Below are 13,684 nucleotides of genomic sequence, written 5' to 3' on the forward strand. Positions count from 1 at the left end.
TTGGACGACATTTTGAAAGCTATCGACGGAATAGCAGAAAGACAGCGATCAGCTTATCCGGAGGCTGAGGGCGATTACAGGGTTGACGGAATTCTATATTGTGGCAAATGCAAAACGCCAAAAGAAAAAGAATACGCCATACCGTGGACAGGCAATAAAAAGATTCTTCCGGTTTTGTGCAAATGCCAAAAAGAACAATATCAATCCGATCAGGAGAACCTTAAAAAGACGGATTTTGAAATGCGGGTTGATCGGTTGAAGCGAGAAGGAATCACAGATAGCAAGTATCTATCCTGCAGCTTTGAAAATGACGACAGCCCAAAATCAAAGAATTCTGTGATTTGCCGGCGGTATGCTAGTAAATTCAGCGAGATTGAAAAAAAGAATATTGGGTTGTTGCTATATGGGGACGTCGGAACCGGGAAAACCTTTTATGCCGCATGCGTTGCGAATTATTTGCTAGCAAAATGTATTCCTGCTTCGATCACAAATTTCCCCGACCTCCTGTCATTGATTTTTAAGGACAAGGGCGCGATCGCAAAGCTGCAGTCCTTTTCCCTGCTGGTGATTGATGATCTTGGTGTTGAGCGAAATAGCGATTATAGCATGGAGCAAATATATAACGTGATTGATGCCCGCGTGCGTTCCGGTAAACCAATGATCGTCACCACCAATTTATCAGCAGCAGAATTGATTCACCCTGCGGATTTGGCACATAAGCGAATTTACGATCGGATAATGGAAGCTTGCCCTGTAATGCTCAAATTCGAAGGAAATAGCAGACGTGGCGTTAAAGCATACCAGAAAGCCGCAGAAGCAAAGAAAATTTTAGGAGTGTAATTCATGGGTAAAGGAGAAAACGAGCTAAGAATCGAAAAATTAGCGAAAAGAAAGCTATCGTACATAATTAGTCGATATGGTGATGATAATGGCGAGCGTTTAAAGCCTTATTACCTTGATGACATCAAGGCCATGATAAGAGAAGGTGAAGCAATATGACCTTTGTAATTCCCGGTACGCTCCCGGGGCTGAACGAATACATAAATGAAGAACGCTATCACAGACAATGTGCTGCAAAAATGAAAAAGCAAACGGAACACACGATCATGCTGATCGCTAGATCGCAGCACCATAGGGCGCATTTTGATAAACCCGTTTTCATGCGGTACACATGGGTTGAAAGAAATCGAAAGCGTGACAAGGATAACATATCGTTTGCACGAAAATTTGTTCAAGATTCATTTGTAAAATGCGGAATTCTTGAAAATGACGGCTGGAAAAACATAGTCGGGTTTTCAGATCGGTTTTTGGTTGACCCAAATAATCCGCGCGTGGAGGTGGAAATCGTTGAAAGCAAAGAAAGCTGAATTGCCACCAGACCCCAATAGCCCGAACGAAGTAGCAAAACGGTTGAACGCGGTAGCAAAAAGCTATAGCGCTAATATTTCAGAGTTTTCACCCAACCAGAAAAAATACATTTGGGGCGTTAGAAAAATTTATGAGAAATATTGCGCTGGAAAGATTGATGTTCAACAGGCAGAAATTGAGAGGAAGCAATATCAGCTTGCTTATTTGCAAAACGGAAATGAACTTTAAGGAGGAAAGCCATGAATGAAAAAGAAAGAATTCTAATCAAATATATCTGTGATGGAGATATAAAAAAATCCCAGCAACAAGCAAAAATTATTTTAAATGGAATTTCATCTAAACAAGATGAAACATTTAAGTCAAACATGATCAGAAAGCTTGAAACTAAATCAAATATGATTGAGCTTCCGTATAATTTGCGTGAACTTCTTATTGCAGAAGATGTTTCTAATTTTCCAGAAAAGCGTTTTGTTTTAAGGGCAGAAGAAGAAAAAACGGTAAAATTAGTTATTTCAGCGTTTAAAGCATCTAAACGTTTATCTGAGCTTGGAATATCTTATGTTCCCGCATTAATGCTTTATGGGAAAAGTGGCGGTGGAAAGACAATGCTTGCTAGATATATCGCTTATAAAACAGATCTGCCATTTGTTTATGTGAGATTTTCTAGCATTGTAAGTTCTTATCTTGGAAGTACACAATCAAATATTGCAAAAGTATTTGATTACGCAAGGACGACTCCCTGTGTGCTGTGTTTTGATGAAATAGATTCAATAGGAATGGCAAGAGGACAAAAAAACGACATTGGAGAGATGAACAGAATCGTTATTGCACTTATGCAGGAAATGGACAGACTTCCAAACAACGTAGTTGTAGTTGGGGCTACAAATCGTTACGACAGATTAGACCCGGCATTAGTACGAAGATTTCCTATAAAGCATGAAGTTGTCCCAATGGAATTATCAGATATTAATATTCTTGCAAAAAAGTTTTTTGAAAATGTTGGAATTAATACTTTTGATTGGATTGATAACTGGTGCAAAACAAATTTTGAAAGAGCAGAACCGGCTTCAACTGTTATTGAAAAATGTACATCTGTAATTGTAGATAAGATCATTAAAGAAAGTAATAATGATTTTAAAAAAGTTGGTAAAACCAATGAATGATGAAGGAAAAAGCACATTGAATAGTTTGAGTCGCTGTGTTCCACCACCTGATTATTACATACCGCCGCCACCACCTGTTTATAATCCGGTCAGCAAAAAAGATCGCAAAGAGATCGAAGCAAACGCCATTCTGACTTATGGAAAACAGATGCAGGAAGATATGGCTATTGAGGAAATGAGCGAGCTTATAAAAGTGCTGATTAAAAATCGCCGGCTATCTGACAAAAAAGCCTTAGGTAACGTTTTAGAAGAAATGGCAGATGTGCAGATCATGCTAGAGCAATTAAGATTGATTTTTGGAAGCACGAAGAAAATTGAGTGGTACAAGCTTAATAGGCTGAAAAAAAGATTGGAGGAAAAGAAATGAAAAAAGAAGATATTGAAATTGATGATCTCACACCAAAAGAACTTTCAGATTCTCTAAAAGAAGAAGCAGATCAAGAAATGAAAATTTTTTCAATGTTTGGGATTGATTTTGAAGCCAGAGAGAAAGTTAAAACCTATATCTTGGCTGCTTCCTATCTCCGCAAAATTGCAGATGGAGAGTACAAGCCTGTAATTCATGCACACTGGGAATATGATAAAAACTCATGGCCAGTTTGCTCTAATTGCAAAAAGCCAGCGCTTAGTGATGGAAGTAATGAAATATGTTCCGGGCATTGCCCTAATTGTGGAGCTAGCATGGACGGAAACAAAAATAATGATTGGCTTAATATGAAGTATCGTAACAAACCTATTGAAGTGGAAGCCTTTTGTTTGGACTTTAGAAAACCAATGCCAGAGTGGTTTTTTAATAAGGTTAATGAAGGCGCTATTTCTTATAAAGTTCGCGCAGGGGCATGTGGAGAAAGAGACATAAGTGCAGATATAAAAACTTTAGAAGGCATTATGCACGCAAGCCGAGGGGATTATATCATCAAAGACGTAAATGGTGAAATCTATCCTTGCAAGCCCAATATCTTCAAAAAAACTTATGAGCCTGTATCAGACGAAAGCGTGAATCAAAATGAATGAGTTGATCGATCAGCAAACGGCATGTGATGCCTTAGACGATTTGGCAGACCATTATAACCGCGATCTGCACGAGCCTATTATGGCAAATGGAATTATGGAAGCGAGAGCAGAAATTTCAAAGATGATTCCTGCGAGAAATAAGGAGGGAAACAATGACTATTGATGACCTTCGAAATTATCACGAATGGAAAGCAAGGCTTAAAGTATTAGAAAAAACGATCGTTACCGATACGGTGATCGCGTCATCTGATGAGTACCCTTATACATCTCACCCGGTTCCCCTGCATGGCGTTGCCTGTGATGATAAGTCTCTCAAAGAGATTAGAGAGCTGCAGGAAAAAATAAACGCGGTAGACAGCTACATAGACACGATTGGTGATGTGCGGGCAAGAAATCTGCTAGATTTGCATTATCGGAAGTGCCATAGTTGGGCGAAGGTAGCCTGTGAGACAGGACGGTCAATGGATTCAAATAAGAAATATTTAAAAAGATTTTTTAAGTGTCCCCATTTGTCCCCTTTTGTCCCTATATAATAGAAAGTGGAGAATAAGTCCACATACTTAACTTCCTTTAGTTTTACTTCCTTTTTACCGCAAAGCAGTCGGCGGTATATAAATACTGTGAGTACCGGGCAAAACCGGTATTTCATGTTAGTAAGAGCGCACGAACTCAAAGCTAACACAAGTCAAGAGACAAAGAACTAAGTATTTTGTACAGGGTACTTAGTTCTTGGGGGGGAGACCTTCCTTCCGTGAAAGTCGGACGTTATGACGGGCAACGAAACCGTCTATTTCATGCGGATAGACTGATTCATAGGGCATTGACAATAGAGATGGCGTTATTCTAGTGCGACAACAGCGATTCGTTCGCGGTACTGTGGAATTCCTGATCGATTCTAGATGAGCAGTGACCCGGCAGGCTCATCACCTGCTATTCGCTACAACTGCCGCTTGCCGGACGCGACTTATAAATTCCGGCTTGAAAATTTGGAGACGCAGTGAATTCGTTATGGGCTGCGAATGTTGGTTGACTGGACCGCGGACAATACCAACAAATTATGTAGCAGCGTGATTGCACCACAAAACATGTGGTATGAGGTCGCTCCTCATATGCTACACCAAACAGAGACTGCAACACCTCTTCACAATGTGTCCCAATGCAGTCCACAGGCGTCCAGCAATGGGCGTCTTTTATTATGCTTAGGAGGTGGCATGATGCTACCATGCGATCATTGTCCACAGAGTAACCAATATAAAACAGGTATACCATCATGTTCATTACCTTATTGTCCTATAAGCCTACAACGTATGTACAGGACAAGCACGCTTATAAGGGCGCTAGAGCATAAAGCAGACAGGAGCGCCGAGGAAGAATCAGAGCTAAAGCAGTTAAAGGCTGAACATAAATCTGACCTAATGCTAGTAGGTAGATACCGTGGCTAAGAGATTCTCGAAGCGGTTCTATAATTCCAATGCGTGGAAAGCATGCAGAGAAACATATGTAGCAAACAGGATAAAGATTGATGGCGGTATGTGTGAGATGTGCCATGAGTTTCCGGGAGAGGAATTACATCATAAGATTGTACTGACCCCAAAGAATATCAAAGATACAAACGTTACATTAAACCCGGACAACCTAACATATCTATGCAGGGACTGCCATTTCAAGGTACATAGGGAACTTATCTTAAAGGGGTTTAGGAACAAGGCGTACAGAACGATATTGCATAATGGATATTACTTTGATAGATCGGGACAGATGCAACCAATGAGAGTATACGTTGTTTATGGCGCTCCTGCGTCCGGGAAGAACACATACGTTGAAGAACACAAAGACGATACAGATATGGTAATAGACCTAGACAAGATACAGGAAGCACTAGGAAAGACTGACAACAACAGTAACTTTCTTAATGCTTCCCTTTTTGTTAGGGATTGTTTATACGAGAAGATAGCAAACAGAGACAGCATGATAGACTGCCACAACGTTTGGGTTATAGCAACGTTACCAAAGAAGAAGGAACGCAATGAACTAATAGACAGACTTAGTGCTGAACCTATATACATACAGGCAAGTCAACAACAGTGTGAAGATAGGACAAGACATGACGACAAGAGGAAGGACAAACAGCTAGAGCTAGCAATAGTTGAGAAATGGTTTGAGGACTATGAGCCTTGACTCCCCCCCTTAAAATATTCACGCTTTAAAGTGCTAAAGACCGTTGGCAAAATAACAAAGACTTAAGTGCGCAAAAAAACTGCAAGGAGGTGTTACCTGATGGCAAATAAGAAAAGTAGAAACGATATGACAAAAGATGAAAGAATCTGTGACGAGATAGACCGGCTCCGTGGACTCTTCAAAATCAAAACAAAAAAAGAAGAACAATCCAGCCCACCAAAACTTAGAGTCGCAATTCCTCTTATCAATCGGGCAGCATGGTTGCGCGCTACGATTGAAGATTTGGAAAAAAAGATTGATGAAGAGGGTTGTGTGGAAGGATATAAAAACGGAGAAAACCAGCATGGGATTAAAGTATCTGCTGCCAGTAATGCGCATGACAGCAAAGAGAAATTGTATAACACAATCATGAAGCAACTTTGCGAATTAGCCCCTGAAAATTCTGACAAGGACGAATTGCAAGACTTTTGCAAACTAAATAAATGAACTACATAGAAGAGTATGGAACCGCTGTGCTGGACGGTAAAATTTTAGCGTGCGAAAAGATAAAGAGAGAGTATGAAAATATCCTAAACGATTTGGCTTGCCCTAACAAATATCATTTTGACGAAGAGCGTGCGAACCGCCCGATTGAGTTTATCGAATCTTTCTGTAAACAATCACAAGGCAAATTAGGTTCGTCACTGAAACTCGAATTGTTTCAAAAATCAATGCTGCAGGTGGCATATGGATTTGTTGACGATAACGATTTGAGAAGATACCAGGAAATATTAGATATTGTCGGACGAAAAAACGGGAAAACCACATTGCTATCGACGATCGCGCTATATATGAATTTGGCAGATGGTGAAGGATCGCCGGAATGCTATTTTATTGCGACTGCAAGAGATCAAGCAGCAAAAGGATTTAATGAATGTTGGAACATGATAAGGCAATCCCCTCTTTTGAGAAAGCATATCAAAAAAAGAATTTCGGATTTGTACTGTCATGAAAACTTAGGATTTATTAAAGCCCTTGCCAGTAATACAAATAGCCTTGATGGACTGAATGGATATTGCATCATCATAGACGAATTGGCAGCTATTAAAAATCGTGACATATACGATTTGATGAAGCAGTCAATGAGTGCTAGAAGTCAGCCAATGTTATGGTGCATCACGACTAATGGATTTGTTAGAAATGGAATCTTTGATAGCCAATATGATTATGCTTCAAAAGTAATCAGCGGACAGATCAAAGACAGTGAACATTTTCTCCCGCTTATCTATGAGCTGGACAAGCAAGAAGAATGGTTAGACCCTAAATGCTGGATAAAGGCCAACCCCGGAATTGGTACAATCAAGAAAAGACAATTTTTGTCTGACTGTGTTAATAAAGCAAAAAACGATTTGGATTTTAGGCCAACTGTTTTTGTGAAAGATTTTAACCTTATAGCAAATCAATCTAGTGCTTGGCTAAAGTGGGAAGAACTGAATAACGAAGAAAAATTCAGTGAAAAAGAAAAGTTTAGATATTGCATTGGAGGCTTTGATGGCGCTGACAGCATAGACCTAAACGCTGCAAAGGCTATTTGCAAAAAGCGCGGAGATAACAAGCTGTACATAAAGCAAATGTATTGGATTCCACAAAGGAAACTCGACGATATGAAAAACCGAGTCAGTCAAGATGACGCGCCTTATGACATTTGGGCGTCACAAGGGCTGCTTAGAGTTGTCGAAGGGAACAAGGTAAATAAGCGAGTTATCCTTGATTGGTTTTTGGAATTGAGAGATAAGGAGGATATTTACCCTCTGTATATCGGATATGACCCTTGGCACATTGACGATAGTTTAAAACTATTGTTTCAACAGGAATTCGGAAAAACAACTATGGTCGAAGTAATTCAAGGAACGAAAACTTTAAGTCAGCCAATGAAAGACCTAAAAGCAGAGTTTCAAGCCCATAACATTATTTACAATAACAACCCTATTGACAAATACTGCCTAGCAAATACATACGCGAAAACAGATATAAACAACAATATACAACCAGATAAAGGCGCAAACCATACCCATAGAATAGATGGAACCGCGGCTTTGCTTGATTCTTATGTTGTATATCTAAACAAGCAAGAAGAGTTTGATAGTTTAATTTAGCGAGGTGAAAAAATGGGATTTATAAAAAGATTTAGGAACTTTTTTAATCGATCGCCCACCATAACCAGATACCAGATGATGGAGGATCGCGGAAATGGATTTTTTGAGTTTGATGGAACCTTATATCAATCCGACATCATACGGGCATGTATAAGGCCAAAAGTAAAAGCAATCGGTAAGCTTGTAGGAAAGCATATCCGAGAAACGTTTGACGGAAACAGTAAAGAAGTTATTGCGGTTAACCCTGACGTAAACATTAGGTTTCTGCTAGAAGAACCTAATCCGTTTATGACCGGTCAAATGATGCAAGAAAAGCTTGCCACTCAACTGTGCCTTAACAATAATGCTTTTGCCGTGATTATTAGGGACGATAACGGATTACCAATGGAAATATATCCGGTTTATGCGACCGGCGTTGAAGCAATTTATAATCAAAATATGGATTTGTCGCTTAGATTTACGTTTAGCAACGGACGTCAAGCGACTTTTTTATATTCTGACGTAATCCATTTGCGACAGGATTTTTATGAAAATGATATTTTTGGAACTTCTCCTGCCCTAGCTCTAATCCCGTTAATGAACGTTATAAGCTCTATTGATAAAAGCATTGTTAGTGCAATCAAAAATTCTTCCGTTGTTAGGTGGCTCTTAAAATTTACTTCTAATATGCGCCCGGAAGATTTGAAAACACAAGCGAAAGATTTTGCAGATAACTTTTTGGAAACTGAAAAAGGAACCGGGGTTGCGGCTATTGATGTTAAAACAGATGCAACGCAAATACAGCCTAATAACTATGTTCCAAATGCCGCGCAGATGGACAGAACAGTCGATCGGATTTATTCGTTTTTCAACACAAACAAAAAGATCGTGCAAAGTGATTATAACGAGGACGAATGGACGGCGTATTTTGAAAGTGAAATTGAACCACCAGAAAGAAATCTTAGCGAAGAGTACACGAGAAAAATCTTTAGTAGGAAGCAAAGAGGATTTGGAAACAGAATTTATTTTGAAGCGTCCAATTTACAATATGCTTCCATGCAGACAAAGCTTGCTATGCAAGCAATGGTAGACAGAGGAGCAATGACACCAAACGAATGGAGATCAGTAATAAACATGGCTCCTATTGATGGCGGAGATACTCCGGTCCGTAGACTTGATACCGCCCCAATTAATAATTGATTGGAGGTGAAAGAATGGAAATCGAAATAAAAGGCGTAATTATTCCAAATGACGACAAACCGGTTTATGACTTTTTAGGAAGAGATTCAACTTGTCCCAATGATGTTTTAAAAGCAATAAAGAATAGCCCCGACAACCAGGTGAATGTAAACATAAGTTCCGGAGGAGGAAACGTGTTTTCCGGGACTGAAATCTATACGGCACTTAAAAATTGCGGGAAGCAAGTAAACATTAACGTTAATTCCATTGCCGCTTCTGCTGCATCAATAATCGCTATGGCTGGGAAATCCAATATGTCCCCGGTCGCTATGATTATGGTTCATAACGTAAGCTCTTCGGTAGATGGAGATTATCATGATATGGACAAGGCAAGTGAAACATTACAGCAAGTCGGGAAAGCGATTGCAGCAGCATATGTAGAAAAAACCGGAATGTCTGAAAAAGATGTACTTGACATGATGGATGAGGAAACGTGGTTGACGGCAAAGCAAGCAAAAGATTTAGGATTGGTTGATAATATCATGTTTGAAAACCAGCAAGAACCTTTTGTTAATTCCGTAATCAACATGATTCCAGAATCCGTAATTGAAAAAACAAAGAAACAGTTAGCGAATCAGCGGGCAGAACAGCCCGCTGATTTTTTACGCACAAAAATTAATTTATTAAAGGTAAAGGTGATTTAAATGGACAAAAAAGCATACTTAGAAAATCGAAACAAATTGATTTCCGAAGCAGAGAACTTTATCACTTCCGGGAAGTTGGAAGATGCAGCCGCTAAAACAAAAGAAGTTGAAGCTTTGGACGCTAAATTTGACAATGAAGCACAGGCTTTGGCAAACCTTAACGCATTGAAGGATAACCACAAAATCCCGGAATTCTATAAGGCCTTGAATTCAAATGCTGAAAACGTAATTGGAAACTTTGAAATCAATGGTGATGCAAAGGAAAACGACGTTTTGGACAGCGCCGAATACAAAAAGGCTTTTATGAATTATGTAATCAGCGGCAAGGAAATTCCAAAAAAGTTTCAAAACGTTGATACAGTAACTAAAACCGCAGATGCTGGTGTTGCTATTCCAACAACGACCGTCCAGAAGATCTATGAGAAGATGGAAACTCTCGGAATGGTTTTGCCGCTTGTAACAAAGACAAGCTATAAAGGCGGCGTTATCGTCCCAATTTCCTCCGTAAAGCCAACTGCGACCTGGGTTGCAGAAGGCGCAAGCTCGGACAAGCAGAAAAAGACTATTGGCAACATTGTTTTTTCCTATTACAAACTTCGCTGTGCTATTTCAATGGATTACGAAGTCGAAAACATGGCTTACCCGTTCTTTGAAACGCAGTTTGTGCAGAATGTATCCGACGCAATGGTAAAGGCAAAGGAAACGGCTATTATTAACGGTTCCGGTTCCGGACAGCCGAAAGGAATTTTGAAAGAAACCCCTGCAGGAAATGTAGATATTACAGCCGCTGCCACTGCTATTACATACAAAGACTTGTGCAACGCAGAAGCAGCCGAAAACTATGATTCCGCTGTATGGTGCATGACAAAATCCACATTTATGAGTCAGATTGCCGGAATGACCGATAAAAACGATCAGCCAATCGCCCGTGTGAACATGGGGATTAACGGAAAACCCGAATATTCCATTTTCGGAAGAAACGTAGTTTTGGTTAACCCTGATTACATGAGCAGTTTTGCGGCGACCGTAACTTCCGATACGATTGTTGCTTTCCTTTACCGGTTCGAAGATTATATTTTCAATTCCGGCGTTGGAATGATGACTAAGAAATATGAGGACAACGACACTGACGATACCGTTATCAAAGCGATTGAAATTTGCGACGGTAAATCCGTGATTAATGATTCACTGGTAACAATCGTTAAGAAATCCGCATGAGGTGATCGCTTATGATGGCGACTAGTTTATTGCCGTCTGCCAGAAATTGGCTCCGAATCACATCTAACTCATTAGATGATGAAATTTTGCAGACAATGAGCGCTTGCATCATTGATTTACAAAATTCCGGAGTCAATAGGATTGACACGGAAGATTTTTTGATTCAACAGGCTATCAAACTGTACTGTAAATCTCAATTTGGATATGACAAAGACGCTGAAAAATTCTCACAAGCTTATGAGCATTTGAAGGCGTCTCTTTCATTATCCGGAGATTATAACAGCACAAGTTAACCTAAAAAGCTGTGCTATCAAGGCTATACGGGCGTTCGGGTGATTTTATGTACTTTTCAGATGTTATCTCTCTCGTAAAGCGCGTGTACACAGACGGAAATCCGTCTGAATCCAGTAGAACGGTGTTTTGCGACATGACTAGTATATACGGAAACGAGGATAGCAACGCTCGGCAGAACGGCATTAAGGCGTCTGCACGGGCGATTATAAGGGCAGAAGATTATGGAGGGGAAACAATACTCGACTATTCCGGAGGAAGAAGCACGGAAGCTGTAAGGTACACAGTATACCGCACCTATCTTGACAGGGACAATATCGAATTGTACTTATCGAAGAAAAAAGGTGAGCAAAAATGAGCGATCTTATAAAAATAGATGATTTAGAATCAGCAATTTCTGCAGAACTGAACGCATATTCCGACGTAGTGATTGATGGAACTAAAAAGTTGGTGAATAAAGTCGCTAAAAAATGCTGTGAAAACATAAAGAATGACTCTCCAGCCAGAAAATCAAGCGGAGAAAAGTATAAAAAAGGCTGGAAAGTAAAGAAAACGGAAGATAGTCCATTAAGAACTGTCTGTACAGTGTACAACTCAAAGCAACCTAGCTTGACTTACCTTTTGGAAAACGGACATGCAACCGTTAACGGAGGGCGTACAAGAGCAATCCCCCATATAAAGCAAAATGAACAATCCGCCAATGAAGAACTAGAAGAAGATGTTTCGGAGCTGATTAAGAATGGACATTAAAGAATGGCTGGAACAAGCCGGTGAACCAGTGGCAGATACATGCTTTGTTCCCGACGATTGCCCCCCTCTACCCTATATTTGCTTTTTGGACAAGTCACAAAACGAAGGTGCAGACTTAAAAAACGATTTGGTAAATCACGGGTTAACGGTAGAGCGATATTCCAAAACAACGGACGACAACAAAGCTCTTGAAAATCTATTTGGTGACGAAAATATCAAATATTCAAAAGAGCGAATATGGGTTACAGAAGAATCCGTGTTCGAGACAATTTACAATTTTGACCTATTAGAAAGGATTTGATAAAATGCCAGAAGCAAAAAATAAACATATCCCGGTCGGTTCTTGTCATGTTTATTGCGCTAAATTTTTAAATAACACGATTCCGGAAGATTCCGAAATTGAAACCGAAACCAATAAACTTGGTTACGTTGAAAAAGGCGCAGAAGTCACATACAAGCCAACCGTAAAGACTTTTAAAGATGATTTTGGAATGACAACCCGAACAGTGGTAACGGCAGAGGAAACGACTACAAAATTTTCACTCATTTCTTGGAGCAAACAGGATTTTGCTAAGTTTTCTCCGACTGCACGAGTTGACACTACCAGCAAACCCGGCCATAACATTATTAAAATTGGTGGCATTGGTTTTGCAGACAACAGCCCCTATCTATTCCGTCTTGTACATAATGATGCAGAGTACGGAGATTTGCGTGTAACCATTGTAGGCACTAACACCAGCGGATTTAAACTTGACTTTAAGCCGGATTCTTCCGGAAACATGGACGTTGAGGTACAGTCTCAGTCTCTCGACAGCGAAGGCACACAGATTTTACTTGATGAGGAATTACCTGGCTCGGCTGCAGCGGCAAGCGGATTGTCCGTGTCTTCTACAGCTGGTACAGTATCGGGAACAACCGCCTTGACCGTGACCCCGTCTAAAGGCAGCGGCAATACATATCGCTATAAACTTGGGGCTTATATCCCGAACGTTGGCGACGATTTGAGCGCTTGGAGTACATGGGACGGTACCAGCGCAATCACGGCAACGACCGGCAGCATTATCACGGTGGCAGAGGTTGACTCTACCAATAAGGCAGTTAAGGCTAGCGTTGCGACAGTAGTTGCGAAGGTGTAATAAAATGTATGATATTTTAAGCGTTACAAAAAGAACATTTGCGGTAAAGCTGCATTGTAAAGATGAAGACGGAAACGATCACGCGACCGAACTTGAAATTTTCCCTCCAAAACTGAAAGCCCTGCGTGAAATCGTAGCTTGCAAAAACGATATTTCAGACATGCAGGAAGCAGTTAAAAAAATGTTGAGCAATAACAAAAGCAAATTTGTTGTACCGGATGAATATATCGAAGAAATGAATTTTGATGAATTATCCGGGTTGCTTACAGCCTATTTCCAGTGGGTGGCAGACACAAAAAAGAGTTAGCCCCTCCGTCTTGCCCGGATGATGAAAGCCCGGAGGGGCATTATTTGCCGGAACTGTCCGGCGAAAAAATAGTATACCGATATACAGGACTTAATTTTCATCAAATAGACAATCTTAATGTCTTTGTATATTGGATTTATTTTAGGGACGCTGTCATACATTACGCTATGCGGACCGAAAAAGGCCAGGACTGGCTTGATGAATGCTGGGCGCGTAATCAGACGGAACCCGATAGAAAAGCACTAAGAGAATTAGCGAGAAA

Annotated in this window: 21 protein-coding genes; all 21 read left to right on the forward strand. The window is 40.2% G+C overall.

Going from position 1 to position 13,684, the window contains the following annotated elements; all coding sequences use genetic code 11:
* Window positions 1–840, forward strand: coding sequence for an ATP-binding protein (locus OP489_RS11775; RefSeq protein WP_266162177.1), 840 nt, complete (start codon window positions 1–3; stop codon window positions 838–840).
* A 3-nt stretch (window positions 841–843) separates the two neighbouring features.
* Window positions 844–999 (forward strand): hypothetical protein, encoded by a 156-nt coding sequence (locus OP489_RS11780; protein ID WP_266162178.1) that lies wholly within the window; start codon window positions 844–846, stop codon window positions 997–999.
* Entirely contained in the window at window positions 996–1,367 is a 372-nt protein-coding gene (locus tag OP489_RS11785) for a hypothetical protein (protein WP_266162179.1), read from the forward strand. Before OP489_RS11780 ends, OP489_RS11785 begins: the two co-directional genes overlap by 4 nt.
* Complete coding sequence (locus OP489_RS11790) at window positions 1,348–1,596, forward strand: hypothetical protein (RefSeq protein ID WP_266162180.1); 249 nt, start codon at window positions 1,348–1,350, stop codon at window positions 1,594–1,596. The genes OP489_RS11785 and OP489_RS11790 overlap by 20 nt, the downstream gene beginning before the upstream one ends.
* Before the next feature lie 11 nt (window positions 1,597–1,607).
* Complete coding sequence (locus OP489_RS11795) at window positions 1,608–2,531, forward strand: AAA family ATPase (protein WP_266162181.1); 924 nt, start codon at window positions 1,608–1,610, stop codon at window positions 2,529–2,531.
* Window positions 2,524–2,898, forward strand: a complete 375-nt coding sequence (locus tag OP489_RS11800; RefSeq protein WP_266162182.1) for a hypothetical protein — start codon at window positions 2,524–2,526, stop codon at window positions 2,896–2,898. Before OP489_RS11795 ends, OP489_RS11800 begins: the two co-directional genes overlap by 8 nt.
* On the forward strand, window positions 2,895–3,545 hold the full coding sequence (locus OP489_RS11805) for a hypothetical protein (RefSeq protein ID WP_266162183.1): 651 nt from the start codon (window positions 2,895–2,897) through the stop codon (window positions 3,543–3,545). The genes OP489_RS11800 and OP489_RS11805 overlap by 4 nt, the downstream gene beginning before the upstream one ends.
* The gene (locus tag OP489_RS11810; protein WP_266162184.1) at window positions 3,538–3,708 is read left to right on the forward strand and encodes a hypothetical protein; all 171 of its coding nucleotides are present in this window, start codon (window positions 3,538–3,540) and stop codon (window positions 3,706–3,708) included. The genes OP489_RS11805 and OP489_RS11810 overlap by 8 nt, the downstream gene beginning before the upstream one ends.
* Entirely contained in the window at window positions 3,698–4,078 is a 381-nt protein-coding gene (locus tag OP489_RS11815) for a hypothetical protein (protein WP_266162185.1), read from the forward strand. Before OP489_RS11810 ends, OP489_RS11815 begins: the two co-directional genes overlap by 11 nt.
* A gap of 901 nt (window positions 4,079–4,979) precedes the next feature.
* Window positions 4,980–5,723 carry an HNH endonuclease gene (locus OP489_RS11820; RefSeq protein WP_266162186.1) on the forward strand — a complete coding sequence of 248 codons (744 nt, stop codon included), beginning with the start codon at window positions 4,980–4,982 and terminating at the stop codon, window positions 5,721–5,723.
* Between the two features lie 99 nt (window positions 5,724–5,822).
* Entirely contained in the window at window positions 5,823–6,209 is a 387-nt protein-coding gene (locus OP489_RS11825) for a hypothetical protein (RefSeq protein ID WP_266162187.1), read from the forward strand.
* Window positions 6,210–6,235: 26 nt separating this feature from the next.
* On the forward strand, window positions 6,236–7,858 hold the full coding sequence (locus tag OP489_RS11830) for a terminase large subunit (protein ID WP_416232453.1): 1,623 nt from the start codon (window positions 6,236–6,238) through the stop codon (window positions 7,856–7,858).
* Window positions 7,859–7,870: 12 nt separating this feature from the next.
* Window positions 7,871–9,037 (forward strand): phage portal protein, encoded by a 1,167-nt coding sequence (locus tag OP489_RS11835; protein ID WP_266162189.1) that lies wholly within the window; start codon window positions 7,871–7,873, stop codon window positions 9,035–9,037.
* Between the two features lie 14 nt (window positions 9,038–9,051).
* The gene (locus OP489_RS11840; RefSeq protein WP_266162190.1) at window positions 9,052–9,720 is read left to right on the forward strand and encodes a head maturation protease, ClpP-related; all 669 of its coding nucleotides are present in this window, start codon (window positions 9,052–9,054) and stop codon (window positions 9,718–9,720) included.
* The gene (locus OP489_RS11845; protein WP_266162191.1) at window positions 9,721–10,938 is read left to right on the forward strand and encodes a phage major capsid protein; all 1,218 of its coding nucleotides are present in this window, start codon (window positions 9,721–9,723) and stop codon (window positions 10,936–10,938) included.
* A gap of 11 nt (window positions 10,939–10,949) precedes the next feature.
* A complete protein-coding gene (locus OP489_RS11850; protein WP_266162192.1) occupies window positions 10,950–11,231 on the forward strand; it encodes a head-tail connector protein in 282 nt (93 codons plus the stop codon).
* Window positions 11,232–11,365: 134 nt separating this feature from the next.
* The gene (locus tag OP489_RS11855; protein ID WP_266162193.1) at window positions 11,366–11,587 is read left to right on the forward strand and encodes a hypothetical protein; all 222 of its coding nucleotides are present in this window, start codon (window positions 11,366–11,368) and stop codon (window positions 11,585–11,587) included.
* Window positions 11,584–11,979 carry an HK97 gp10 family phage protein gene (locus tag OP489_RS11860; protein WP_266162194.1) on the forward strand — a complete coding sequence of 132 codons (396 nt, stop codon included), beginning with the start codon at window positions 11,584–11,586 and terminating at the stop codon, window positions 11,977–11,979. The genes OP489_RS11855 and OP489_RS11860 overlap by 4 nt, the downstream gene beginning before the upstream one ends.
* Window positions 11,969–12,280: a hypothetical protein gene (locus tag OP489_RS11865; RefSeq protein WP_266162195.1), complete on the forward strand. Its 312-nt coding sequence runs from the start codon at window positions 11,969–11,971 to the stop codon at window positions 12,278–12,280. Before OP489_RS11860 ends, OP489_RS11865 begins: the two co-directional genes overlap by 11 nt.
* A 4-nt stretch (window positions 12,281–12,284) precedes the next feature.
* On the forward strand, window positions 12,285–13,115 hold the full coding sequence (locus tag OP489_RS11870) for a hypothetical protein (protein ID WP_266162196.1): 831 nt from the start codon (window positions 12,285–12,287) through the stop codon (window positions 13,113–13,115).
* 4 nt (window positions 13,116–13,119) lie between these two features.
* A complete protein-coding gene (locus tag OP489_RS11875; protein ID WP_266162197.1) occupies window positions 13,120–13,422 on the forward strand; it encodes a hypothetical protein in 303 nt (100 codons plus the stop codon).
* Window positions 13,423–13,684 lie beyond the last annotated feature (262 nt).

The sequence above is a fragment of the Caproicibacterium sp. BJN0003 genome, assembly GCF_026314295.1.
Lineage (GTDB): Bacteria > Bacillota > Clostridia > Oscillospirales > Acutalibacteraceae > Caproicibacterium.